The following is a 23,434-nucleotide window of genomic DNA, read 5'->3' on the forward strand; positions in this document are numbered from 1 at the left end:
GGGATGACAAAGAGCAATTTAGCTCAACACCATAACTCTCACAAAAGCCACACCGATGAGCCTTATGGAATTATAACTAGGACGTTATTTAACTAGGGGGATCTATGCCTCGTACCGCGCACCCATCCGAACTGAACGATAAAAAACACAAGGTCAGCGATAAGGATTACGCTCGCACCATTCCTTGCAACCAGATCAGTATTTCCGCACCCTTTCATTGGTTGTCGCTTGCTCTGCATGACTTAGTAAGAATGCCATTAATCAGCGCATTTTACGGTTTGTGCTTTATGGGAGCGGCAATCGCCATAGTTCAACTTGTCCAATGGCAAGGAACACATTTGGTCGTGATGCCAAGCTTGATTGTGTACATGCTAATAGGACCTTTTCTTGCTCTGGGCTTGTATGACGCAGCCTGGGAAAGAGAAAAAGGGCACAACGCCAGCCTATTCCATTCAATGAAAGCCATTACTCGCAATTCGACTCACCAGTGGGCCTTTGCGATTGTATTAATGGTCGCGATGATATTCTGGATGCGTATCGCTGCATTATTGCACGCACTCTACCCTTCAGTGCAAGGCGCACCATTGGCTGAGTTCGCTCCCTTCTTAATTACGGGTTCTGTGATTGGTTTTGTTATCGCAAGCCTCATATTTAGCATCTCAGCATTTTCAATTCCGTTAATGATGGAGAGGCGCGTTGATGTGATGAGCGCAATCTTCACTAGCTTCAATGCCGTGAAATCCAATATCCCAGCAATGGTGGTATGGGCAAGTATTATTTGTGCCGGTATTCTGGTGGGCTTTGCAACCTACGGCATTGGTATGATCGTCACCATGCCGCTCCTTGGTTATGGTACATGGCATGCCTACCACGAAATCATCAAGAAGAATCACCACCTATAAATTATCGCCAGAATAACGAGCAATGTTATGATGAGGCCTTAGCTTAAACGCTGAGGCCTTTTTTTGGAGTTAACAACGTTTGTCTTACACCCTGCAACAGCATCGAGCAAATAAGAAATTGGCCGAGTGCCTAGCTATCGCTAATCAACATTTCTCTCGTGAATTCCCATGCCCAACCATTACTTACAAGTTAAGAGGCAAAGCTGCGGGAAAGGCCTACCTTCAGCTCAATGAAATTAAGCTTAACCATGTACTCTTCGCCGAGAATGAAGATGCCTTCATTAACGAGGTGGTGCCTCATGAACTGGCACATCTGATCACACATCAAGTATTTGGACGAGTGAGACCTCACGGGAATGAGTGGAAATACGTGATGGAAAAGGTATTCAACGTACCAGCCAAAACAACCCACAGTTTTGAGATTACCTCAGTGCAAGGCAAGACCTTTGAATACAGCTGCGACTGCACGGTTTACCCACTTTCGATTAGACGTCACAACAAGGTATTGCGTAACCAGTCAAGCTATCGCTGCCAACAGTGCAATCAAACCTTGGCCTTTACAGGAACGCAGCTCAGCTAACGCCCTGTCACTCGCACGTGTCCAATTGAGTAGCCCGCTTACTTTTCTTCAAGAAACTGCACTCCAACAAGTAGATGATTGAAATGTAATGGAGAAATCTATCACTTGAGTGCTAGACTGATATTTATCATACTTTTATCAGTCTTTTTCTATGCATAAAACCACTCCAAAAGCATTTGGCCTATCGGTGTCTTTTTACTTATCAATAGTATTTGGCCTACTGGTAACCCAAAGCGTTTTCGCCGCTCCACCAAGCTCCTTCTCCAAAGCAAAAAAAGAAGCGGTGAAGATTTACCTTGATCACCCGACTTCGTTTTATTGTGGCTGTGACATTACTTGGAAAGACAAAAAGAAAGGCATTCCAGACCTTGATGGCTGTGGTTATCAAGTACGAAAGCAGCAAAAGCGGGCGAGTCGAATTGAGTGGGAACACGTAGTTCCAGCTTGGCAATTTGGCCACCAGCGTCAGTGCTGGCAAGACGGTGGACGCAAGAATTGCACTCGTAATGACAAAGTATTCAAATCCATGGAAGCCGACCTTCACAACCTAACTCCGGCCATTGGCGAGGTTAACGGTGATCGCTCCAACTACAATTTCAGTCAGTGGAATGGCATGGATGGGGTGAGCTATGGCCAGTGTGAAATGCAGGTCAACTTCAAGCAGCGTAAGGTTATGCCACCAGACAGAGCAAAAGGCTCTATCGCTCGTACTTATCTTTACATGAGCCAAGAGTATGGTTTCAAGCTATCTAAGCAACAAACCAACCTGATGATGGCGTGGAACAAGCAGTTTCCTGTCGATGAGTGGGAGTGTACTCGTGATGAGCGTATCTATGCCATCCAAGGTAATCACAACCCATTTGTTTACCCAGCTTGTAAATAACGCCGCTCGCGTAACCCACATTCCTAACCGTCTCAAACAAGAGTTTCAGAATTCCCCCTGAAACTCTTGCTCTACCCTTGTTTTTTCAACTAAAAGCATCCATGTTAGGCAGAGACAAAATACCCAAATGATCATATTTATAGGTTTACCTGCATGAGAATCCCTCGTATCCATCACCCAGAACGCATTCACCAGTTAGGTTCTCTCGCTTTAGGCGAAGATGCCGCGGGTCATGTTGGTCGTGTCCTTCGCATGAAAGAAGGTCAAGAGGTTCTTCTATTTGATGGCAGTGGCGCTGAATTCCCTGCGACAATTGCTGAGGTATCAAAGAAGAACGTGACGGTGAATATTACTGAGCGAATCGAGCGCAGCAGTGAATCTCCGTTAGACTTACATTTAGGCCAAGTGATTTCACGTGGCGACAAAATGGAATTCACGATTCAGAAATCGGTTGAGCTTGGTGTGAACACCATCACCCCTCTGATTTCAGAGCGCTGTGGCGTTAAGCTAGATACTAAGCGATTCGAGAAAAAACTCGCGCAGTGGCAAAAGATTGCTATCGCGGCGTGTGAACAGTGCGGCCGTAACACGGTTCCAGTCATTCGCCCAATCATGCAACTTGAAGAGTGGTGTAGCGAACCGAGTGAAGCATTAAAGCTGAACCTGCACCCTCGCGCAAAATACTCAATTAATACCCTTCCAGAACCTATCAGCAAGGTACGCCTATTGATTGGTCCTGAAGGTGGCTTGTCGGCTGAAGAAATCGGCATGACTGAACAATACAAATTTGAAGAGACGCTACTCGGCCCACGTGTACTTCGTACCGAGACAGCTGCTCTAACCGCAATTACTGCCTTACAAGTCCGTTTTGGCGATCTAGGCTAGGAGAAAAAAATGATCAAACTTGGCATCGTAATGGATCCAATTTCATCCATTAACATCAAAAAAGACTCTAGCTTTGCCATGATGCTTGAAGCTCAGCGTCGTGGTTACGAAATCCATTACATGGAAATGGATGATCTACATTTAGATCAAGGCGTAGCCATTGCTGACACTAAGGTTATTGAACTAAAAGAAGATCCAAACGGTTGGTACGAGTTCAAATCAGAACAGACTATCGCGCTATCCGATTTAGATGCGGTACTGATGCGTAAAGATCCTCCGTTTGATACAGAATACATCTACGCAACTTACATTCTTGAGCGTGCTGAAGAGAACGGTGCACTGATCGTCAACAAGCCACAAAGCTTACGTGACTGTAACGAGAAGCTATTCACGGCTTGGTTCCCTGAACTGACACCGACTACCATCGTGACTCGTAAAGCTGAAAAAATTAAAGCGTTCCGAGAAGAACACGGTGACGTGATTCTAAAACCACTTGATGGTATGGGCGGCGCGTCTATCTTCCGAGTAAAAGAAGGCGATCCAAACGTATCAGTGATCATTGAAACACTGACTAACCACGGTCAAAACTACGCAATGGCACAAACCTTTGTTCCAGACATCAGTAATGGTGATAAGCGTATTCTTGTGGTTGATGGTGAACCAATGCCTTACTGCCTAGCGCGTATTCCTGCTAAAGGGGAAACTCGAGGTAACCTTGCTGCCGGTGGTACAGGTGAAGCTCGTCCGCTAAGTGAAACCGATTGGGCTATCGCAAGAGCAGTTGCTCCTGCACTTAAAGAGAAAGGCTTAATCTTTGTCGGACTTGATGTTATCGGTGACAAGCTTACTGAGATTAACGTGACAAGCCCTACTTGTATCCGTGAAATTGAAGCTGCTTTTGATATTTCGGTAACGGGCAAATTAATGGATGCAATCGAGCGTCGCGTTAACGCTAAATAGCCTAAACTAAAGAAAGCCTTAGCTATTCGAAAACACAAAAATATCTAGGCAAAGAACAATGAGCGGCTTTACGCCGCTCTTTTTCCTTTACTGGGAACACACTGGCAGGAGGCTCTATGAATTTAACGAACCACTTTCTGGTCGCTATGCCCGGAATGAAAGACCCATACTTTCAAAATTCGGTGATCTATCTTTGTGAGCACAATGACGAAGGTGCGATGGGTTTGATGATCAACGCTCCTATCGATGTCACTGTCGGCAGTATGCTTAAGCAAGTTGAGGTTGATTCTGAACAGCCGAAACCCAACCAAGCAAGCCTTGATAAGCCAGTACTTAATGGTGGGCCAGTCGCAGAAGATCGTGGATTTATTTTGCACAAACCCAAAGGCAGCTATCAATCCAGCATCAACATGACGGATCAAATCTCGGTAACAACCTCGAAAGATATTCTAATGGTGTTAGGGACAGAAGATGAACCTATGCATTATCTGGTCGCGCTTGGTTATGCAGGATGGGAACCTGGCCAGCTGGAGATCGAACTGACCGAGAACTCATGGCTAACCGTTGAAGCCGATCCAAAGGTCATCTTCGACACACCAATCTCAGACCGCTGGAAAGTTGCGGTGCAAATGTTAGGTATTAATGCCGCTCAGCTTTCAGCAGATGCAGGCCACGCCTAGCCCTACTCAGTTCAATAAAATATACACTCAAACACAGATTAATTTGGAAGCCCCATGTCACGAACAATTATGGCATTTGACTACGGTACAAAAAGTATCGGCAGTGCGATTGGACAAGAAATCACAGGTACAGCAAGCCCTTTAAAAGCCTTTAGAGCAAAAGATGGCATCCCAAACTGGGACGATATCGAGAAACAAATTAAGGAATGGCAGCCAAATCTTATTGTGGTTGGCCTTCCTACCGACCTTCATGGTAAAGATCTAGCAACCATTACACCCAGAGCGAAGAAGTTCGCTAACCGTCTTAAAGGACGCTTTGGTGTTGACGTTGAACTGCATGATGAGAGGCTATCGACCGCAGAAGCGAGAGCCGAGCTTTTTGACATGGGTGGTTATAAAGCACTAAGCAAAGGCAACGTTGATAATCAATCAGCTGTCGTTATTTTAGAGAGTTGGTTTGAAGCACAATATTGCTAATAAAAAATTAATCACTAAATGCTGAAAGTATTTTCTGAACCTATACTAATTGTACGACGTAATGTCTAATACATTAGTAATTAGATAAGTGAGGGAAATTATGAAAATTTTTCTAGTAATCTTCGTAGCTCTAACAATATCAGCATGCAGTTCGACAAGTCCCAACAATGCCGGTTATATGAATCATACTACGACTAACGCAGGCGTAATCAGTGAGCCTAAGAACAAGAAGCGTTGATAATACAGACACAAGCCAAGCGAAGAAAATGACGAACGCCTGATTTCAACTGGAATGAAATCAGGCGTTTTCATCAACCCATATCTATCTTCACACCAGCCAAAGCGCCAGTCCCGTAGTCATCATCACCACGTCTGGTTTTCAACATCAAGCGCAAATCATTAGCCGAGTCAGCACTGTGGAACGCATCTTCCTCGCTAATCTTGCCTGCAACGACCAAATCATACAAAGCTTGGTCAAAGGTCTGCATACCAATCTCTTTCGATTTAGCCATGGTCGCTTTTAGCTCGTGCAGCTCACCGCGACGAATTAAGTCAGACACTCGTGGGCTGTTAAGTAAAATCTCAAACACACCATGACGACCGCTGCCATTCTTATCTCGAATTAACTGCTGAGCGACCACACCACGCAGATTCATCGACAAATCAAACAAGAACTGTTCTTTCTGCTCTTTAGGCACCAAGTGGAGAATACGCTCTAACGCTTGGTTAGCGTTATTGGCGTGCAAGGTAGCCATACACAAGTGACCCGTTTCAGCAAAGGTCATCGCATATTCCATGGTTTCACGGCTACGGATTTCACCAATCAAGATCATATCAGGTGCTTGGCGCAAAGAGTTCTTAAGCGCAACTTCATAACTCTCGGTGTCGAGGCCAACCTCACGTTGAGTCACGATGCACTTTTTATGTTCGTGAACGAATTCAATCGGGTCTTCAACCGTCAAGATATGCCCCGAGCGGTTGGTATTGCGATAACCCGTCATTGCAGCCATTGAGGTCGATTTACCAGAGCCCGTAGCACCAACCACTAGCACCAAACCACGCTTTGCGATTGAAAGGTCTTGCAGTACATCAGGAAGCTTTAATTGTTCAAATGTTGGGATATTAGTCTCGATACGACGAATGACCGCTCCTGGTAGCTCTCGCTGAAAGAATGCACTAACACGAAAACGACCAAAATCACGCACAATGGCAAAGTTAGCCTCACGCGTTTTCTGATATTCATCGCGTCGATCTTGATCCATCATCGCGTCAAGCAACTGTGCGACCTGAGCCGACTTCAGCTTATCTCCCTGAGGTCGCAGTTCACCATCCACACGAAACAGGATTGGAGCATCGACAGTGATATAAAGATCCGAAGCTTTTTGAGACAGCATCCCCTCAAGAATTTGATTCAATTCCATTTTGTTTACCTTGATTAAAACATTGAGGTTTCAATTTCGATCTTTTTCTCGACCTCTTCTGAATCAACCAAACCTTGAGCCATCAGCTGCTTCGCATTTTGCTCCATGGTCTGCATACCGTGTGCCGCGCCCGTTTGAATAATCGAATACATCTGCGCGACCTTATCTTCACGAATCAAGTTTCTGATTGCAGGTGTTGCCATCATGATTTCATGACAAGCCACACGACCACCACCGACACGCTTTAACAGCTTCTGGGCAATCACCGAACGTAACGATTCAGACAACATTGAACGCACCATGTCTTTGTCGCTACCCGGGAATACATCGATAATACGGTCGATAGTTTTTGCCGCAGAGCTCGTGTGTAAGGTACCAAACACTAAGTGACCAGTTTCAGCTGCGGTTAGCGCTAAGCTGATCGTCTCTTGGTCACGAAGCTCACCAACAAGGATTACGTCTGGGTCTTCACGTAACGCACTACGTAACGCCGCTTTGAAGCTGTGAGTGTCGCGGTGCACTTCTCGTTGGTTGATTAAGCATTTGTTGTTGGTATGAACAAATTCGATCGGGTCTTCGATCGTCAGGATATGCTTATTGTGGTTACGGTTAACATAGTCCACCATCGCCGCCAAAGTTGTCGACTTACCCGAACCAGTGGGCCCGGTGACCAATACTAAACCTTTTTCGTAATTAGATATTCTTTCAAATATCTCAGGAGCCCCTAACTGTTCAAGGGTCGGAATTTCTACTGGAATGGTACGAAATACAGCAGAGCAGCCACGAGATTGGTTAAAAGCATTAACACGGAAACGACCAACGTTGGGTAATTCAAAAGAGAAGTCGACTTCCAGTTTTTCTTCAAACTCACCGCGTTGTGAATCGTCCATGATCTCAAAAACTAAACGATGCACATCAGCATGACTCAAAGCTGGTATTCCAAGCTTCCTTACTTCACCATCTATACGTACCATTGGAGATACACCCGCAGAAAGATGTAGATCTGACGCGTTATGCTTTACACTAAAATCTAGTAACTCAGTGATATCCATTTATTTTCCCTTAAGTAAAGTCAGCTATGAGTAGTATTCAACAAAATATCGAACAAATCACCTCACAGATTCGTAGTGCTGAGAAAAAGTGCGGACGAGATCCAGAGTCCGTGCAACTTTTAGCCGTCAGCAAAACTAAACCTATTGATGCGATTCTAGAAGCCGCACTCGGAGGCCAAGTTGCCTTTGGTGAAAACTATGTTCAAGAAGGTGTTGATAAAGTAAAACACTTTTCAGAACATCATTCTAATCTAAATTTGGAGTGGCATTTTATTGGTCCAATTCAATCCAATAAAACCCGTCCAATCGCTGAAAGCTTCCAATGGGTTCATTCTGTCGACCGCGATAAAATCGCACAAAGGCTCAATGATCAGCGACCAAGCGAGCTTCCACCTCTGCAAGTTCTCATTCAAGTAAATACCAGCGGTGAAAATTCCAAATCAGGAACGTCAGAAGAAACAGTTTTTGCACTCGCGGAGTTGATTTCGTCGCTCCCTAACCTCACTTTAAGAGGATTGATGTCGATTCCTGCAAACGTATCTGACTATCAATCTCAGCTTAATGCATTTTCTCAACTGGCGGAGCTTAAAGACAAGCTAGCCGCAAAGTATCCAAACATAGATACCCTTTCGATGGGTATGAGTGGTGATATGGATGCAGCAGTTGAGGCTGGCAGCACAATGGTTCGTATTGGAACGGCTATCTTCGGTGCTCGTAATTACGCGAAATAGCACAGCACGTAACAAGAAATAGCTACAGCAAGCAACAACAAGTAGCAACGAAAAATACAGTATTGATACCGCTTCGCTTTAACCGCGCAGCGACACGCTCAGGATTTTATATATGGAACATAAGAACATCGCCTTTATTGGGGCGGGAAATATGGTTCGCTCGATTGTAGCGGGCTTAGTGGCGAGTGGTTACCCAGCGCAAAAGATTACTGCAACAGCGCCTTCAGACACCAGAAGGCTGCCGTTAGAGCAAGAGTACGGCATCAATACCACCAGCGATAATATTGCCGCAGCAGAACAAGCAGACGTTGTTGTGTTATCCGTGAAGCCACAAATGATGGCTGATGTATGTAAACCCTTACAAGGTATCGACTTCAGCAACAAACTGGTTATCTCAATTGCCGCGGGTATTAATGCGAATCGACTCAATGAGATGTTAAACTGCCAGCTGAACCTTGTGCGTGTGATGCCAAACACGCCATCACTACTTGGTAAAGGGATGAGCGGCCTTTATGCTGACTCAACGGTTAGTCAGGGCGATAAAGAGTTCGCTTCTCAGCTAATGCAAGCCGTAGGTGAGGTAAGCTGGGTTGAACAAGAGTCTGGTATCAACAACATCATTGCAGCGGCGGGGAGTGCTCCGGCTTACTTCTTCCTGTTTATGGAAGCGATGCAAGCTGAAGCAATTAACCAAGGTTTTGACCAAGAAACCGCTCGTAAATTAGTGCAGCAATCTGCATTAGGCGCGGCAGAGATGGTGGTAGCGAATCCAAATACTGAATTATCAACACTGCGTGAGCAAGTGACTTCAAAAGGCGGAACGACCGCAGAAGCATTGCGCACGTTTAACGACCATCAACTATCAGACATCGTAGCGAAAGCCATGCAAGCGGCGGTTGCTCGAGCTGAAGAGATGGAAAAACTGTTTTAATACTCGTTACAGTACAAAAGCATTGTGCCGTTCGGGTGATACCTAGCGGCAAGTAAATCCGAAAAAGGAAACAATATGAATTCGATGAGCTTTCTGATCTCGACCGTTTTTGATCTTTACATCATGGTTGTGATCTTGCGTATCTGGCTACAAGCATCACGTGCAGATTTCTACAACCCATTCTCACAATTTATCGTAAAAGCGACACAACCGGTTGTTGCCCCGCTACGCCGAGTGATTCCATCAATAGGAAGCCTTGACCTTGCGACGGTTGTCTTCGCTTATGTGCTGTGTGTACTTAAGTTCGTCGCTCTAAACTTGATTATCTCTGGCGGTGCGGCTGTATTTGATATCAGCTTCCTGATCTTTGGCGCACTATCTCTGCTCAAAGCGGCTGGTGGGTTAATTTTCTGGGTTCTACTGATCCGTGCAATCCTGAGTTGGGTTAGCCAAGGCCGTAGCCCAATCGAATACGTATTCCATCAGTTAACAGAACCAATGCTAACGCCAATTCGCCGTATCCTTCCTGATATGGGTGGCTTCGACCTAAGTGTGCTGGTTCTGTTCATTGTTCTGCAATTTGCGAACTTCCTAATGGGCGACATGATCGGTCCTATTTGGTATCAGCTATAATTCAAGTACGAACCTCAGGTACTTTGACGATGCCAAAAGCAGTTTGGGCCGAAGAAGACGATATTCTTCTTCGGCTCTATATCCAACCCAAAGCAAGCCGAGACAAGATTGTCGGCTTGCACGGAGAGGAACTGAAAATTGCCATTACTGCACCACCGGTTGATGGCAAAGCAAATGCTCACTTAGCGAAATACCTTGCGAAACAATTTAAGGTCGCGAAAGGGCAAATTAAGATAGAAATGGGAGAGCTCGGTCGGCATAAGCAAGTTCGAATATGCTCACCAAGCCAGATCCCAACTGAAGTCAAAGCCATCCTATGATGGCTTTTTGCTATTTATTGGAGTCATTATGCGTCTATGGATAACAGCACTACTCACAGCTCTAATTGCCCTACCAAGCTCGGCAGGACAGTTTAAAAGTATCAAGGATGTCGAGGTTCATTACTCGGCTTTCAATTCCACGTTTTTAACTGCGCAGGTCGCTAAGCAATATAAGCTGAAACGAAACGGATACTCAGCGATTCTAAATATCAGCGTGCTAGACAACGCTTCTCTAGGCAAGCCTGCAACAACGGCTAAAATTACGGGAACAGCACGAAACCTAGTAGGCAATACTCGTACGCTTAACTTCCGTGAAATAAAGGAAGGTGATGCGATTTATTACCTTGCAGAGTTCCCTATCACTCACGAAGAGAACATCACTTTTGATATTGATGTTAACGCAGGTTTGAAAGGCACTGGACCACTGCGTTTTACACAAAAATTCTATATAGAAGAGTAGCTTCAACGCTCACTTTTCTAGTCATTAACTTATTAGAGCCACATTCCCATGAGTAAGATTGTTTTAGCAACAGGCAACCAAGGCAAAGTTCGCGAGATGGCAGATATTCTATCTGAGTTTGGTTTCGACGTTGTCGCGCAAAGTGAATTTAACGTTTCAGAAGTCGCAGAAACGGGAACAACTTTCATTGAAAATGCCATCATCAAAGCTCGCCACGCTGCGAAAGAGACGGGGCTACCAGCGATTGCGGACGATTCTGGCTTAGAAGTTGATTACCTTAATGGTGCACCCGGTATCTACTCAGCACGTTACTCTGGTGGAGGGGCGACCGATAAACAGAACATCGAAAAGTTGTTAGATGCCATGCAAGGTGTCGACGTTGAAAAACGCACGGCTCGTTTTCACTGTGTGCTGGTGCTAATGCGTCACGAAAACGACCCGACACCATTGGTGTGTCACGGTAAATGGGAAGGTCGCATTCTTACTGAAGAACACGGTGAGAATGGCTTTGGCTACGATCCTGTGTTCTTTGTACCAGAAGATAACTGCGCTTCAGCAGAGCTTGAATCGTCACGTAAGAAGCAACTGTCACACCGCGGAAAAGCTCTTGCTGCACTATTCGAAGCAATCAAAGAGCAAGCTCTGTAATGCACAATGCAGCGCTAGTACCACCCGCACTTAGCCTTTATGCACACATCCCATGGTGTGTACAAAAGTGCCCGTATTGTGATTTCAACTCACACGCTCTAAAAGCCGAGATCCCTGAGAAAGAGTACATCGATGCACTGCTTGAAGACCTCGATACAGATATCGAAAAGTACCAACTCAATGACACGCCTCGCCCATTGCATTCGATCTTTATTGGTGGTGGCACTCCGAGCCTGTTTTCTCCTGAAGAAATTGGCCGACTGTTACAAGGCATTGAACAGCGCATCCCGTTCAAGCCTGATATAGAAATCACCATGGAAGCCAACCCGGGCACCATAGAGGCTGAACGTTTTGCAGGTTACCAAAAGGCAGGCATTACTCGAATCTCGGTAGGCGTACAAAGTTTTGAGCAAGAGAAACTAGAAAGGCTTGGGCGTATCCATGGTCAAGATGAAGCAGTGAATGCCGCTCACTTAGCACATAAGATCGGATTAAATAGTTTCAACTTAGATCTCATGCACGGCTTACCGGATCAAAGCATAGATCAAGCATTGGCGGATCTAGATAAAGCTATCGAGCTTAACCCTCCACACTTATCTTGGTATCAGCTAACAATAGAACCTAACACCATGTTCTATTACAAAACCCCAAAGCTACCTGACGATGACGATCTTTGGGATATTTTCGATTTGGGTCATAAGAAACTCGCAGACGCAGGCTATGTGCAGTACGAAATTTCAGGCTACAGCAAGCCGGGATATCAGTGTCAACATAACCTCAACTACTGGCGCTTTGGTGACTACCTAGGTATTGGTTGTGGCTCTCATGGCAAGCTAAGTTTTGCTGATGGACGCATCATTCGCACGACTAAGGTTAAACACCCTAGAGGCTATTTAGCGGCTTACCAGAACATGGTGAAGCCGTATCTATCCGATGAGTTTGAAGTGCCGAATGAAGACCGCCCTTTTGAGTTCTTTATGAACCGCTTTAGGTTAATGGAAGCGTGTCCAAAACAAGATTTCATCGATACAACAGGGCTTGGTTTTGACTCAGTTCAGTCAACGATTGAGTGGGCAAAAGAGCTAGGTTACTTGAACGAAACTGACACTCACTGGCAGATCACTGAAAAAGGAAAGCTGTTCCTCAACGATTTGCTAGAAGCCTTTATGGCTGAAGAAGACGAGTAGTTCGAGATTCGAGATTCGAGATTCGAGATTCGAGATTCGAGAAGTATTGCGTAAGGGTTGGCTTTAGGGTCAACCCTTTTTATTGTAAGAATCTTTCTCGAAGCGAAGCGCTCTATAGGACGAAGTCCGTGCTCGCATCTCGCATCTTTCTTCTAAAAAATAGAACGACCAATTCGCTCTGAAAGCAACTCGAGAGCCTTAGTACCAGCAAGAGAGTTGCCAGACGGATCAAGCTCTGGAGACCATACCGCGATTGTCATCTCACCCGGAACGATGGCAATAATACCGCCACCCACACCCGACTTACCCGGCATACCCACACGATAAGCAAACTCACCCGCCCCATCGTACAAACCACATGTCGCAAGCAGGGCATTCAACTGCTTAGTTTGAACTGGCGTGATGATCTCTTTCTTAGTCTGAACCGACACACCTTTGTTCGCCAAATAACTAAAGGTTTTCGCCAAATCCACACACGTCATTTTAAGTGCACAAGCATGGAAGTAGTTATTCAGTACTGGGATAACATCATTCTCAAAGTTACCAAATGAACGCATCAAATAAGCAATGGCAGCATTACGATCGCTGTGCATCATTTCTGAAGCCGCTACCACCTTGTCATACACAATATGAGTATCGCCCGATAGCTGACGCACAAACTCTAACAAACGGTGTCTAGGCGCAGACAAGCGGCTTTGTAGTAGGTCTGCAACGACAATTGCACCCGCATTAATGAACGGGTTACGAGGGATGCCATGTTCCATCTCAAGCTGAATCATAGAGTTAAAGGCTTGGCCAGAAGGTTCTTTGCCTACGCGTTGCCAAATTTCTTCAGGCTTGTATAACACCATAGCTAACGTCAGGCTCAAGGCTTTAGAGATGGATTGCACAGAAAAGGCTTCCTCTGCATCACCCGCTTGAATCACCTCACCTTCGTTTGTGTATACCGCAATCGCCAGTTTCTGGTTCGATACGCGAGCCAATGCAGGGATATAATCAGCAACCTTTCCCTGACCAACTAGGGGACGAACTTCGTCTAAAATCTCGGTCAAAATAGCTTGAGTTGGTTTCATGTGTGCTTACTTCTATATTGTTATTTTTGTAGGGGTCTAACATTACTTTCTGTCGTTAAGCCTTTACTGAAATAAAAGCCTAAGGACAAAAAAGCCAACACTACAATAATGTTGGCTTTAATCAATCCCACAAAGTGTAAGGTTTAACCTAAAGCAGGTTTACCTTAACTTGTTGTGCTTGAGAATTACTTAGTACGCTTGTACTTAATATCCCAAACACCATGACCTAAACGGTGGCCACGAGCTTCAAACTTAGTCAGTGGACGCTCGTCTGGACGAGGAATATAATCACCATCCTCAGCGATATTCTCGAAACCTGGAGCTACGTTCATCACTTCAATCATATGTTCTGCGTAGTTTTCCCAGTCTGTTGCCATGTGGAAAATACCAGTATCAAGTTGCAGCTTACCGCGAACCATCTCTGCAAACTCAGCCTTAACGATACGACGTTTGTGGTGACGAGCTTTATGCCATGGGTCAGGGAAGAACAGTTGCAATGTATGCAGGCTGCTATCTGGAATCATGTGTTCAAATACTTCTACTGCATCGTGACACATTACACGCAGGTTGTTTACGCCAGCATCGCGAGCTGTACCTAAACACGCACCAACACCTGGGCTGTGAACTTCAATACCTAAGAAGTTTTTCTCAGGCGCATTCTTTGCCATTTCAACCAGTGATGCACCCATACCGAAGCCAATTTCTAGTACAACAGGGTTGTCGTTGCCAAACACTTCTTTCCAATTAAGAAGTTCTGGGTTGTAGTCGATACCCATTGTTGGCCAACATTCGTTCATCGCGTTTTCTTGGCCTTTTGTTAAGCGGCCTTCGCGGCGAACAAAACTACGGATCTTACGAACCAGTTTGCCGTCTTCAGTATATTCGTTAGTGGTCACTTCACTCATTGATTTTTGCCTGCACATTGATTAATCAAAGCGGGGATTATCCAAAGAATTGCCTCCGGTGCAAGTCTTTCCGTGGATAAATTCCCACACAATTTGTCTGTTTTACATCCAACCGTAAGTGTGGTGCAATTTCACTCCTAATAATAGCAAAGCATAGAGCATGTCGTGACTCCTTTCGCAACCGCCATATTAAAGTGGTATGACGCCTTTGGGCGTAAAGAATTACCTTGGCAACAAAACAAAACCGCCTACACCGTTTGGCTATCTGAAATCATGCTTCAACAGACTCAAGTCGCCACGGTGATTCCATACTACCAACGCTTCTTAGAACGCTTTCCAACGGTTATTGACCTAGCGAACGCTGAACAAGATGAGGTGCTGCACTTATGGACAGGGCTTGGCTATTACGCGCGAGCTCGTAACTTGCACAAGGCTGCCAAGATTGTTGCCGAACAATACGGTGGTGAGTTTCCGCTCTCTATTGAAGAGATGAACGCGCTACCGGGAATTGGTCGCTCTACTGCAGCTGCAGTGCTGTCTTCCGTTCACAAGCTTCCTCATGCAATTCTTGATGGCAATGTGAAGCGAACCCTTGCAAGAAGCTTTGCCGTTGAAGGTTGGCCGGGACAAAAGAAGGTAGAAAACCAACTTTGGGAGCATGCAGAAGCTCATACTCCGAAGAAAGATGTCGATAAGTACAATCAAGCGATGATGGACATGGGCGCCATGGTTTGTACTCGGAGCAAGCCTAAATGTACTCTGTGCCCGATTGAAACCATGTGTGAAGCCAAGAAGCTTGATAGACAACTCGACTTCCCAGGCAAGAAACCTAAGAAAGAAAAACCGGTAAAAGAAACATGGTTTGTGATTCTTTATCACGACAATCAAGTGTGGCTTGAACAGCGTCCTCAGTCTGGTATCTGGGGAGGCTTATTCTGTTTCCCTCAAAATGAAAACGCGGAGATCGAACATCAGTTAGATCTTCGTTCGATCAAAGACACTGAAACCGAATCAATCAAGACCATGATTGCGTTTAGGCACACTTTCAGCCACTACCACTTAGATATCACACCAGTATTAGTAAAATTAGATAAACAACCAGATTTGATAATGGAAGGGACCAAAGGTCTCTGGTATAACTTATCAAAACCGGAAGAAATTGGCCTAGCCGCTCCTGTGAAGCAGCTTATTGAGAGCCTACCCTTTGAACTGAACGACGACGTTTGAATCAACGAACGCGATAAGAGGAACCACTATGAGCCGCACTGTATTTTGTGCTCGCCTCCAGAAAGACGCTGAAGGCTTAGATTTTCAACTTTACCCAGGTGACTTAGGTAAGCGTATCTTTGACAACATCTCTAAAGAAGCTTGGGGACAATGGCAAAGCAAGCAAACAATGCTAATCAATGAAAAGAAGCTAAATATGATGGATCCTGAGCATCGTAAACTTCTTGAAACTGAGATGGTTAACTTCCTTTTCGAAGGTAAAGATGTCGTAATTGATGGCTATACTCCACCAAGCGAATAAGACATTTATTTAAGCAAATTTTAATGACATCATGGTTAACGCTGCGATGTCATTTTTGTATGAGGAACTATGAAAAAGCTAAGTTACTTCCTAACAGCCATGTTATTAACAGGCTGCAGCCGTGAATTTGTCGAAAGCATTTATGATGTGAATTACGAACCGACTAACCGATTTGTAAGCAACTTGGCAGAGCTACCTGGTCAGTTTGAAAAAGACACCGGTGCACTGGATGCTTTGATTAATAGCTTTTCTGGCAATATCCAAAAGCGCTGGGGCAGCAGTGAAGTAAAAATGGCAGGTAAGAGTAACTATGTGAAATACATAGATAATTACTTGAGTCGTTCAGAAGTAAACTTTAGCGAGGGCTTAATCACAGTAGAAACCGTGTCCTCGACTGAGCCTAAAAAACACCTCAAAAACGCGATAATGACGACGCTTTTGACGCCAGATGATCCGGCGCATGTCGACCTATTCTCTTCAAAAAGCATCAAGTTAGAAGGTAAACCTTTCCTCTACAATCAGGTCGTCGACCAAGAGAAAAAGCCTATTCAATGGACATGGCGCGCTAACCAATTCGCGGATTACCTGATCGCTAATAACCTCAAAACCAAAGAAGTCGATTTTAAAAAAGCCTACTACGTTGAAATCCCAATGGTGGCCGATCACGCGAGTCAGCGTAGTTATCAATATGCCGATATAGTCCGCAGAGCGTCTCAGCGTTATGACATTCCTGAAGACTTGATTTACGCGATAATAAAAACAGAAAGTAGTTTTAACCCATATGCGGTGAGTTGGGCGAATGCATATGGTCTTATGCAAGTCGTGCCAAAAACGGCAGGTCGAGACGTATTTAAACTGGTAAAGAACAAGCCAGGGGAGCCGACTCCTGAGTATTTATTCAATCCAGAAAACAACATTGATGCTGGCACGGCGTACTTTTACATCCTTAAAAATCGCTATTTGAAAGACGTGCAACACCCAACAACGCTTGAGTACAGCATGATTTCTGCATACAACGGCGGTACTGGTGGCGTACTCAATACGTTCAGTAAGGACAGAAAACGAGCAATGCGAGACCTAAACTCGCTCCAACCTAGCCAAGCGTACTGGGCACTTACCAAGAAGCACCCAAATAAAGAGTCGCGCCGATACCTAGAAAAAGTAACAAAATTCAAGAAAGATTTTAACCAAGGTAAAACGTAAGCCTCACTTTTGAATAAAAAAACAACTAACGAACGTTTTTTTTAATTATTTTCAAAAAAGGTGTTGACGGTTATGCAGAAAATCCGTTTAATAGCGCTCCGTTGCCCGGATAGCTCAGTCGGTAGAGCAGAGGATTGAAAATCCTCGTGTCGGTGGTTCGATTCCGCCTCCGGGCACCACAATTTGATTTGTTGGTGTCAACACTCTTTAACAGGGAGTAGCAACACGGACAAAAGCATAAAGAATTTAGTGTGCCGACTTAGCTCAGTAGGTAGAGCAACTGACTTGTAATCAGTAGGTCACCAGTTCGACTCCGGTAGTCGGCACCATTCTTTTGCCTCGATAGCTCAGTCGGTAGAGCAGCGGATTGAAAATCCGCGTGTCGGTGGTTCGATTCCGCCTCGAGGCACCATTATTTGGTACTTAACAAATAATGGTCTTAATAGACCAGATGTTGAGACAAGTAATTCCCCCTTAGTTCAGTTGGTAGAACGGCGGACTGTTAATCCGTATGTCGCAGGTTCGAGTCCCGCAGGGGGAGCCATTTTAAAGGGCTTCATTTTAATGAGGTTCTAACGAAGAGTTTACTCTTCAAGCAAAGAATTTAGTGTGCCGACTTAGCTCAGTAGGTAGAGCAACTGACTTGTAATCAGTAGGTCACCAGTTCGACTCCGGTAGTCGGCACCATTCTTTTGCCTCGATAGCTCAGTCGGTAGAGCAGCGGATTGAAAATCCGCGTGTCGGTGGTTCGATTCCGCCTCGAGGCACCATTATTTGATACTTAACAAATAATGGTCTTAATAGACCTGATGTTGAGACAAGTAATTCCCCTTTAGTTCAGTTGGTAGAACGGCGGACTGTTAATCCGTATGTCGCAAGTTCAAGTCTTGCAAGGGGAGCCACATTCAAGAAAGCCAAGTCGAAAGACTTGGCTTTTTTTCGTTTGAACGAAAGCTAAATCTATTCGATCACAGCATCTAACCTTAATAATCACTATAAAGCCCCTCTTCCCACGAACTCGCGCCTCAAACTCCGTAAATTCACCAAACCAACACTTTTCAAACTCCTTCATAGTCACACGAAAATAAACAAGCTTTCGTTCTGTTACTTTTTTTTCTTCGTAAATTTAATCTTCATCATGTTTTGATATCTTTCTGATATCTGCCCTACACGACTTAGATTAAGATTCGATGAAATATACCTAATACTTATTATTGAATCGCTGCGCGGGGAAATATGAAATTAAAAACGCAAGCTTACTTATTATCGGGCATCATCTTGATCGCTCTGCTAGCGCTGACTGCTACTGGTTTATGGACCTTGAGAGTCGCTAGCAACATGGACAACAAAGCTCGCGTTACAGAGCTATTTAAGAGTGCATATAGCATTCTTACTGAAGTCGAGAAAATGGCTATTGATGGCACTCTAGAAGAGCAACAAGCGAAACAACTTGCTACTCGCCTACTGCGTAACAACATCTATAAAGACAATGAATACGTTTACGTTGCAGATGAAAACATGACGTTTGTCGCGACACCACTAGATCCACAACTGCATGGAACCAGCTTCAATGACTTTAAAGACGGTGACGGCAATAGCGTAGGCCAGCTTATACAAAGAGTACTTGGTAATCGTACTGGGCAGATCGTTGAATACACCTGGACGCAAAAGCTGCCAGACGGAACCATCGAAGAAAAGCTGTCTATTGCAGAAAAGACTCCGCATTGGGGTTGGGTTGTGGGCACTGGTATTGGCTTCAACGAAGTTAACGCTCGTTTCTGGTCTACCGCTCAATGGCAGCTATTCCTTTGCGTCGTGATTGCTGGCCTTATCCTATCGAGCTTAATCGTATCCATTAAACGCATGCTAGCGCTTCTTGGTGGCGAGCCTAAAGATGTAAGAGAAGCGGTACAAGCCGTCGCAGAAGGTCGTATTCAAACCTCTTTCGAAACTCAAGCGGTAAATGGCAGTATCTATCACGCTGTGCAGCAAATGAGTAAGTCGTTAGCTGAGCTAGTATCAAACCTAAATGCTTCTATGTTGGCATTAAGAGGCGAATTACAGCGCGTAGAAGATCGTGCCGGTTCTATCGCCCAACTAACTGAAACTCAGCAGCAATCAACTGAGATGATCGCAACAGCAATGACCGAGATGGCTTCTTCAGCTAACAATGTTGCTGACTCCGCGGGCGATACAGCGCGTAATACTGATGAAGCAGACAAACAGAGCCAGCATACCCAACGTCTAATTCACAACACAGTCGACAACATTCAAGGGCTAGCAGGCCAACTAGGCACAGCAAGTGAAGCTGTCGCTAACCTAGATAACGATGTAAACAACATTGTGAAAGTACTCGACGTTATCGGTGACATTGCAGAACAGACTAACCTATTGGCACTGAATGCAGCTATTGAGGCCGCACGAGCTGGCGAACAAGGTCGTGGGTTTGCAGTGGTAGCTGACGAAGTTCGTAACCTTGCAGGTAGAACGCAATCAAGCACCAAAGAAATCCAATTGATGATTAATAACCTTCAAGAAGGCTCTCGTAACGCTATTCAAACCATGGAAGTGTGTGCAGCAACCAGTGAGAGCACCGTAACCGAGTCTCAAAATGCCTCTGAAGCGCTACAACAAATTGTTATCGCTCTGGAGTCTATTTCCTCGATGAGTCATCAAATCGCGACAGCAGCGGCTGAGCAGACTCAGGTAAGCGATGACATTTCAAAGCGCATCAACATGATCGAAGAAAGTGGCAACCAACTGAGTAATGTCGTGACAGAAAGTCACAACAGCACCCAAACCCTCGCCTCTCTTTCTAACGAATTAGAAGCTTGGGTTAATAGGTTTGAAGTGAAACACTAAACTCTCGATAAAATTCTTAAGAAAAAAAGCACGTTTTCATACGTGCTTTTTTTATTTCGGCACCCATTCAGTGTAGTTAACCTAAGTTTTTCTATCTTTTAAGGCATGCTAGACCTAGGTTTTTCGTGCCAAATGAACAAAAACACCCCACTAAGTATAGAAAAACATCAAACAATACTTTTTTTGCAATTTAATGTTGACCCAGAACGCGAAAACACGTTTAATACACCTCGTCGCCCGGATAGCTCAGTCGGTAGAGCAGAGGATTGAAAATCCTCGTGTCGGTGGTTCGATTCCGCCTCCGGGCACCACAATTTATTTGTTGGTGTCTTAGACAACAACAGTAAAGCACAAAGAAATATTATGTGCCGACTTAGCTCAGTAGGTAGAGCAACTGACTTGTAATCAGTAGGTCACCAGTTCGACTCCGGTAGTCGGCACCATTTCTTTAAAGCTTTAAGAATAATTCCCCTTTAGTTCAGTTGGTAGAACGGCGGACTGTTAATCCGTATGTCGCAAGTTCAAGTCTTGCAAGGGGAGCCAAATTAATCATCAAGCATAAGCTTTTTGATTCATGATGCCGACTTAGCTCAGTAGGTAGAGCAACTGACTTGTAATCAGTAGGTCACCAGTTCGATTCCGGTAGTCGGCACCATTCTCTTGATTAGAGACTAAACAATCAATTCCCCTTTAGTTCAGTTGGTAGAACGGCGGACTGTTAATCCGTATGTCGCAAGTTCAAGTCTTGCAAGGGGAGCCAATTAAAGAAAGCCGCATCACTGATGCGGCTTTTTTGCATCTGAAGATCTAAACTTTTTCATAACTCCCCTTCCTCTTTCTAATACCTCATTCAATCCAGAAACCAACCGTTTTAAACACCCTTCAAAGCTAATCAAACTGTACTCTTTAATTCAGTTTTAACTCCCGTAACAACAGGCGATCCATTTCTACAAAGAGTCAGTCATAACGGACTTGTTAGTTGCGTTACTGTTGATTGGTTCTATAGGAATAAACAAGCTTTAGATCGAATCAAATAGGCTCTAGAAAGCCCTGTAGCCTGTTCAAATTAAAATGACATCACGTTACTCTTTATCAAAACTATCCACTACAATCGCTCCCATAGATGCAGGCATGGAAATTACAATCACCCTTTTGATCGATACAATTGGATCGCTTAGTAAAGGCAGCTTGTCCAAACAAGTCAGTACCAGCGCAACAACCAACGCTGTCATCACGTAAGCAATAACGATTCGAAAAATAAAGACCGGTAGGCGAGCAACAATATCTTTCTGAAAGACGCTCTCATAGGTATAAAAGCCCAGGAACACCGCAGACAGTAAGAACAGTAATAATAAGTTAGCTATGGGTAAGGTCTCCCCTAGTTTCCAGGCCTCTTCAGAAAAAGAAATCGGCACGGCCAAAGCAAAAGATCCAACAAAGATTTGGCTAGCATCTTCAAAGTTAAAACTTAATTTCATTGAGCTACCTTTAAGGCTTAGGAATGTGTCTAGTTACCAAAACTATCAATTTCTGATTTAGGGGGATTTGTTAATTACCATCTAATATTAGTCGCAATTGGTCAGAACATAGCTTGAACTAACAAGCAGTAAAATGAATAACTCAAAGACACTGGTCACCAACCTCGCATACCCACTGCCAGTGTCGAGGAAACAAGTACATCTTTATCTATGAGCTAAGTAAATACCTATTAGTCATCGTAGCCACTAGATTTCAACCAACTCTATATAAGTCAGTGTTAGAAATATTATGCCTGCATAATTCCATATTAGTGGTGTTCTTCAAATCTTAAACACCCGTCTAATTCAATGGCGCGCTCGACATTAATACAAACAAATTTATGACGTTGATAGCCATTCTTTAATGGTGTATCTATGAGGTTCCTAAAGACTTTTAGAATACTATAAGCTGATTAGTGGCAAAGACTATTGAGTAGCAGCTGCCATAGCCTCTAGCGCTTAAAATAAAAGGTATTAAGTACTAGATTGTGAATACATAGCGAAAATTCTTTCTACACTCAGTGCCAGCTTATAGGTTGTGATATTTCTGGGTAAACCTCTGGCTAATCATTACAGATCTTGATTGTGAGCGACAAACAGAGTGAAGCGGAGGATAAAAGTAGGCTGAAGCTTTGTTTACAAGTATCTATAACCTCGCGCTTTCTAATAGCACTATTCTTGATCGCAAGACTCCTGTATGAGTATTAAGACCTCCCTGATAGTAAACCTTCCGAGAACTGCTCCATATAAACCTCTTAAGCCACTCAGTTCGGTGTACACGGAACTAAGTCGAACTACGCTTCTACCCCCACCGGAGATCTCTATGCTCCTAGCAGGGTTTGTGATGGCATGGTAAGTCTTTGTTGGATTTAGTGGTCGAATGCCAAAACTGTATGTAAGAGGCCCCTAAATCTAGTTCTACTAATGAGCTTTTAGAACCATGACTACATAGTCGAACCTTTAAATAACAACGGGCTCCGATCAATTAGAAAAGCCTAATGACTTTGAACGAAGGTTTTTATAATGAGTAAATAGCTAACGACTCATGCAGCAAGAAATCATTACTCAAATAGGCATACTTATAAGCGGAGTTGTAAGTAGGGTATCAGGAGGCTAGGGCTAGTTGGTAAAGCTCAAATATCTACGCTCAAAAACGACGAAAGCCAAGTCACAAGGCTAGGCTGTCAATAAGTGGTGAAGTGGCTGGACTGCTATTCCATCAGACTTGTGCACTAGCGGAGCTCTTTCGACCACAGAGTGTATACACAATGATTCAAATGTAAAAAAGCCCTGCTATTTCTAGCAGGGCTTCTCTATAAGTGACGAAGTGGCTGGGTTCGCAGGCGACCGGGACTCGTTGGTCGAAGACCAAAATATCTATTCCCCAAACGACGAAAGCCTAGTCTTATGACTAGGCTTTCTAATAAGTGGCGGAGTGGACGGGACTCGAACCCGCGACCCCCGGCGTGACAGGCCGGTATTCTAACCAACTGAACTACCACTCCGCAGTGTCTATTCAGCTTAAAGCAATTTGAGCCTGACGATGTCCTACTCTCACATGGGGAAGCCCCACACTACCATCGGCGCTATTGTGTT

General features: G+C 44.5%; 23 protein-coding genes and 13 tRNA genes. 30 read left to right on the forward strand and 6 right to left on the reverse strand.

Annotated features, from left to right (window positions below; genetic code table 11):
• Window positions 1-104 precede the first annotated feature (104 nt).
• From OQJ75_RS18125 to ruvX, 7 genes are all read left to right on the forward strand, one after another.
• Window positions 105-902 carry a DUF2189 domain-containing protein gene (locus tag OQJ75_RS18125; protein WP_008223581.1) on the forward strand — a complete coding sequence of 266 codons (798 nt, stop codon included), beginning with the start codon at window positions 105-107 and terminating at the stop codon, window positions 900-902.
• A gap of 79 nt (window positions 903-981) precedes the next feature.
• The gene (locus tag OQJ75_RS18130; protein ID WP_265974257.1) at window positions 982-1,482 is read left to right on the forward strand and encodes a SprT family zinc-dependent metalloprotease; all 501 of its coding nucleotides are present in this window, start codon (window positions 982-984) and stop codon (window positions 1,480-1,482) included.
• Window positions 1,483-1,633: 151 nt separating this feature from the next.
• Entirely contained in the window at window positions 1,634-2,365 is a 732-nt protein-coding gene (locus tag OQJ75_RS18135; RefSeq protein ID WP_265974259.1) for an endonuclease, read from the forward strand.
• A gap of 153 nt (window positions 2,366-2,518) precedes the next feature.
• Window positions 2,519-3,250, forward strand: a complete 732-nt coding sequence (gene rsmE, locus OQJ75_RS18140) for a 16S rRNA (uracil(1498)-N(3))-methyltransferase (RefSeq protein WP_265974260.1) — start codon at window positions 2,519-2,521, stop codon at window positions 3,248-3,250.
• Window positions 3,251-3,259: 9 nt separating this feature from the next.
• Window positions 3,260-4,210: a glutathione synthase gene (gene gshB / locus OQJ75_RS18145; RefSeq protein ID WP_265974261.1), complete on the forward strand. Its 951-nt coding sequence runs from the start codon at window positions 3,260-3,262 to the stop codon at window positions 4,208-4,210.
• 116 nt (window positions 4,211-4,326) lie between these two features.
• The gene (locus tag OQJ75_RS18150) at window positions 4,327-4,890 is read left to right on the forward strand and encodes a YqgE/AlgH family protein (RefSeq protein WP_102340779.1); all 564 of its coding nucleotides are present in this window, start codon (window positions 4,327-4,329) and stop codon (window positions 4,888-4,890) included.
• Window positions 4,891-4,944: 54 nt separating this feature from the next.
• Window positions 4,945-5,367: a Holliday junction resolvase RuvX gene (gene ruvX / locus OQJ75_RS18155; RefSeq protein WP_265974262.1), complete on the forward strand. Its 423-nt coding sequence runs from the start codon at window positions 4,945-4,947 to the stop codon at window positions 5,365-5,367.
• Window positions 5,368-5,678: 311 nt separating this feature from the next.
• On the opposite strand, the gene OQJ75_RS18160 is transcribed toward ruvX, so the two are convergent.
• Window positions 5,679-6,788: a PilT/PilU family type 4a pilus ATPase gene (locus tag OQJ75_RS18160; RefSeq protein WP_265974264.1), complete on the reverse strand. Its 1,110-nt coding sequence runs from the start codon at window positions 6,786-6,788 to the stop codon at window positions 5,679-5,681.
• Between the two features lie 14 nt (window positions 6,789-6,802).
• Window positions 6,803-7,840, reverse strand: a complete 1,038-nt coding sequence (locus tag OQJ75_RS18165) for a type IV pilus twitching motility protein PilT (RefSeq protein WP_248372890.1) — start codon at window positions 7,838-7,840, stop codon at window positions 6,803-6,805.
• A 26-nt stretch (window positions 7,841-7,866) separates the two neighbouring features.
• On the opposite strand from OQJ75_RS18165, the gene OQJ75_RS18170 reads away from it, so the two are divergent.
• The 7 genes from OQJ75_RS18170 (at window position 7,867) to hemW (ending at window position 12,750) form a co-directional block, all read left to right on the forward strand.
• A complete protein-coding gene (locus OQJ75_RS18170) occupies window positions 7,867-8,571 on the forward strand; it encodes a YggS family pyridoxal phosphate-dependent enzyme (protein WP_265974265.1) in 705 nt (234 codons plus the stop codon).
• A gap of 112 nt (window positions 8,572-8,683) precedes the next feature.
• Window positions 8,684-9,502: a pyrroline-5-carboxylate reductase gene (proC, locus tag OQJ75_RS18175; RefSeq protein WP_102481652.1), complete on the forward strand. Its 819-nt coding sequence runs from the start codon at window positions 8,684-8,686 to the stop codon at window positions 9,500-9,502.
• 75 nt (window positions 9,503-9,577) lie between these two features.
• On the forward strand, window positions 9,578-10,135 hold the full coding sequence (locus OQJ75_RS18180; RefSeq protein WP_004735475.1) for a YggT family protein: 558 nt from the start codon (window positions 9,578-9,580) through the stop codon (window positions 10,133-10,135).
• A gap of 29 nt (window positions 10,136-10,164) precedes the next feature.
• Window positions 10,165-10,455 (forward strand): DUF167 family protein YggU, encoded by a 291-nt coding sequence (yggU, locus tag OQJ75_RS18185; RefSeq protein WP_265974267.1) that lies wholly within the window; start codon window positions 10,165-10,167, stop codon window positions 10,453-10,455.
• A 28-nt stretch (window positions 10,456-10,483) separates the two neighbouring features.
• Window positions 10,484-10,915: a DUF4426 domain-containing protein gene (locus OQJ75_RS18190; RefSeq protein WP_017103296.1), complete on the forward strand. Its 432-nt coding sequence runs from the start codon at window positions 10,484-10,486 to the stop codon at window positions 10,913-10,915.
• A gap of 48 nt (window positions 10,916-10,963) precedes the next feature.
• Window positions 10,964-11,563 carry an XTP/dITP diphosphatase gene (locus OQJ75_RS18195; RefSeq protein ID WP_265974269.1) on the forward strand — a complete coding sequence of 200 codons (600 nt, stop codon included), beginning with the start codon at window positions 10,964-10,966 and terminating at the stop codon, window positions 11,561-11,563.
• Window positions 11,563-12,750, forward strand: coding sequence for a radical SAM family heme chaperone HemW (gene hemW / locus OQJ75_RS18200; protein WP_265974270.1), 1,188 nt, complete (start codon window positions 11,563-11,565; stop codon window positions 12,748-12,750). Before OQJ75_RS18195 ends, hemW begins: the two co-directional genes overlap by 1 nt.
• A 152-nt stretch (window positions 12,751-12,902) precedes the next feature.
• On the opposite strand, the gene glsB is transcribed toward hemW, so the two are convergent.
• Window positions 12,903-13,823 (reverse strand): glutaminase B, encoded by a 921-nt coding sequence (gene glsB, locus OQJ75_RS18205; RefSeq protein WP_265974271.1) that lies wholly within the window; start codon window positions 13,821-13,823, stop codon window positions 12,903-12,905.
• A 185-nt stretch (window positions 13,824-14,008) separates the two neighbouring features.
• Complete coding sequence (gene trmB / locus OQJ75_RS18210) at window positions 14,009-14,728, reverse strand: tRNA (guanosine(46)-N7)-methyltransferase TrmB (RefSeq protein ID WP_265974272.1); 720 nt, start codon at window positions 14,726-14,728, stop codon at window positions 14,009-14,011.
• A gap of 165 nt (window positions 14,729-14,893) precedes the next feature.
• Between trmB and mutY the strand changes: the two genes are divergently transcribed.
• The 16 genes from mutY to OQJ75_RS18290 all read left to right on the forward strand — a co-directional run bounded on the left by mutY (window position 14,894) and on the right by OQJ75_RS18290 (window position 21,081).
• On the forward strand, window positions 14,894-15,955 hold the full coding sequence (gene mutY, locus OQJ75_RS18215; RefSeq protein ID WP_265974273.1) for an A/G-specific adenine glycosylase: 1,062 nt from the start codon (window positions 14,894-14,896) through the stop codon (window positions 15,953-15,955).
• A gap of 28 nt (window positions 15,956-15,983) precedes the next feature.
• Window positions 15,984-16,256, forward strand: coding sequence for an oxidative damage protection protein (locus OQJ75_RS18220; protein ID WP_004735465.1), 273 nt, complete (start codon window positions 15,984-15,986; stop codon window positions 16,254-16,256).
• 69 nt (window positions 16,257-16,325) lie between these two features.
• The gene (gene mltC / locus OQJ75_RS18225) at window positions 16,326-17,459 is read left to right on the forward strand and encodes a membrane-bound lytic murein transglycosylase MltC (RefSeq protein ID WP_176680471.1); all 1,134 of its coding nucleotides are present in this window, start codon (window positions 16,326-16,328) and stop codon (window positions 17,457-17,459) included.
• 103 nt (window positions 17,460-17,562) lie between these two features.
• Window positions 17,563-17,638, forward strand: a tRNA-Phe gene (locus OQJ75_RS18230).
• Window positions 17,639-17,712: 74 nt separating this feature from the next.
• Window positions 17,713-17,788, forward strand: a tRNA-Thr gene (locus OQJ75_RS18235).
• Between the two features lie 7 nt (window positions 17,789-17,795).
• Window positions 17,796-17,871: transfer RNA gene (locus tag OQJ75_RS18240), tRNA-Phe, on the forward strand.
• 56 nt (window positions 17,872-17,927) lie between these two features.
• Window positions 17,928-18,003, forward strand: a tRNA-Asn gene (locus tag OQJ75_RS18245).
• Window positions 18,004-18,070: 67 nt separating this feature from the next.
• Window positions 18,071-18,146: transfer RNA gene (locus tag OQJ75_RS18250), tRNA-Thr, on the forward strand.
• A gap of 7 nt (window positions 18,147-18,153) precedes the next feature.
• Window positions 18,154-18,229: transfer RNA gene (locus OQJ75_RS18255), tRNA-Phe, on the forward strand.
• A gap of 56 nt (window positions 18,230-18,285) precedes the next feature.
• Window positions 18,286-18,361: transfer RNA gene (locus OQJ75_RS18260), tRNA-Asn, on the forward strand.
• 334 nt (window positions 18,362-18,695) lie between these two features.
• Window positions 18,696-20,321, forward strand: coding sequence for a methyl-accepting chemotaxis protein (locus OQJ75_RS18265; RefSeq protein ID WP_265974274.1), 1,626 nt, complete (start codon window positions 18,696-18,698; stop codon window positions 20,319-20,321).
• 235 nt (window positions 20,322-20,556) lie between these two features.
• Window positions 20,557-20,632 (forward strand) — tRNA-Phe (locus tag OQJ75_RS18270).
• A 56-nt stretch (window positions 20,633-20,688) separates the two neighbouring features.
• Window positions 20,689-20,764: transfer RNA gene (locus OQJ75_RS18275), tRNA-Thr, on the forward strand.
• A 24-nt stretch (window positions 20,765-20,788) separates the two neighbouring features.
• Window positions 20,789-20,864 (forward strand) — tRNA-Asn (locus tag OQJ75_RS18280).
• Between the two features lie 36 nt (window positions 20,865-20,900).
• Window positions 20,901-20,976 (forward strand) — tRNA-Thr (locus OQJ75_RS18285).
• A gap of 29 nt (window positions 20,977-21,005) precedes the next feature.
• A tRNA-Asn gene (locus tag OQJ75_RS18290) sits at window positions 21,006-21,081 on the forward strand.
• Between the two features lie 322 nt (window positions 21,082-21,403).
• On the opposite strand, the gene OQJ75_RS18295 is transcribed toward OQJ75_RS18290, so the two are convergent.
• Together OQJ75_RS18295 and OQJ75_RS18300 are read right to left on the reverse strand one after the other, a co-directional pair.
• Window positions 21,404-21,799, reverse strand: a complete 396-nt coding sequence (locus OQJ75_RS18295; RefSeq protein ID WP_265974275.1) for a DUF2391 family protein — start codon at window positions 21,797-21,799, stop codon at window positions 21,404-21,406.
• 1,467 nt (window positions 21,800-23,266) lie between these two features.
• A tRNA-Asp gene (locus OQJ75_RS18300) sits at window positions 23,267-23,343 on the reverse strand.
• Window positions 23,344-23,434 lie beyond the last annotated feature (91 nt).

This window comes from Vibrio sp. 14G-20 (assembly GCF_026241515.1).
GTDB lineage: Bacteria > Pseudomonadota > Gammaproteobacteria > Enterobacterales > Vibrionaceae > Vibrio.

Coding starts and splice junctions, on each gene's coding strand:
- rsmE (WP_265974260.1), top strand. CDS start 2,519: ATGAGAATCCCTCGTATCCATCACCCAGAACGCATTCACCAGTTAGGT.
- OQJ75_RS18265 (WP_265974274.1), top strand. CDS start 18,696: ATGAAATTAAAAACGCAAGCTTACTTATTATCGGGCATCATCTTGATC.
- OQJ75_RS18295 (WP_265974275.1), bottom strand. CDS start 21,799: ATGAAATTAAGTTTTAACTTTGAAGATGCTAGCCAAATCTTTGTTGGA.
- hemW (WP_265974270.1), top strand. CDS start 11,563: ATGCACAATGCAGCGCTAGTACCACCCGCACTTAGCCTTTATGCACAC.
- OQJ75_RS18180 (WP_004735475.1), top strand. CDS start 9,578: ATGAATTCGATGAGCTTTCTGATCTCGACCGTTTTTGATCTTTACATC.
- OQJ75_RS18165 (WP_248372890.1), bottom strand. CDS start 7,840: ATGGATATCACTGAGTTACTAGATTTTAGTGTAAAGCATAACGCGTCA.
- OQJ75_RS18125 (WP_008223581.1), top strand. CDS start 105: ATGCCTCGTACCGCGCACCCATCCGAACTGAACGATAAAAAACACAAG.
- OQJ75_RS18135 (WP_265974259.1), top strand. CDS start 1,634: ATGCATAAAACCACTCCAAAAGCATTTGGCCTATCGGTGTCTTTTTAC.
- OQJ75_RS18170 (WP_265974265.1), top strand. CDS start 7,867: ATGAGTAGTATTCAACAAAATATCGAACAAATCACCTCACAGATTCGT.
- OQJ75_RS18195 (WP_265974269.1), top strand. CDS start 10,964: ATGAGTAAGATTGTTTTAGCAACAGGCAACCAAGGCAAAGTTCGCGAG.
- glsB (WP_265974271.1), bottom strand. CDS start 13,823: ATGAAACCAACTCAAGCTATTTTGACCGAGATTTTAGACGAAGTTCGT.
- OQJ75_RS18150 (WP_102340779.1), top strand. CDS start 4,327: ATGAATTTAACGAACCACTTTCTGGTCGCTATGCCCGGAATGAAAGAC.
- proC (WP_102481652.1), top strand. CDS start 8,684: ATGGAACATAAGAACATCGCCTTTATTGGGGCGGGAAATATGGTTCGC.
- mltC (WP_176680471.1), top strand. CDS start 16,326: ATGAAAAAGCTAAGTTACTTCCTAACAGCCATGTTATTAACAGGCTGC.
- ruvX (WP_265974262.1), top strand. CDS start 4,945: ATGTCACGAACAATTATGGCATTTGACTACGGTACAAAAAGTATCGGC.
- OQJ75_RS18190 (WP_017103296.1), top strand. CDS start 10,484: ATGCGTCTATGGATAACAGCACTACTCACAGCTCTAATTGCCCTACCA.
- OQJ75_RS18160 (WP_265974264.1), bottom strand. CDS start 6,788: ATGGAATTGAATCAAATTCTTGAGGGGATGCTGTCTCAAAAAGCTTCG.
- gshB (WP_265974261.1), top strand. CDS start 3,260: ATGATCAAACTTGGCATCGTAATGGATCCAATTTCATCCATTAACATC.
- OQJ75_RS18220 (WP_004735465.1), top strand. CDS start 15,984: ATGAGCCGCACTGTATTTTGTGCTCGCCTCCAGAAAGACGCTGAAGGC.
- yggU (WP_265974267.1), top strand. CDS start 10,165: ATGCCAAAAGCAGTTTGGGCCGAAGAAGACGATATTCTTCTTCGGCTC.
- trmB (WP_265974272.1), bottom strand. CDS start 14,728: ATGAGTGAAGTGACCACTAACGAATATACTGAAGACGGCAAACTGGTT.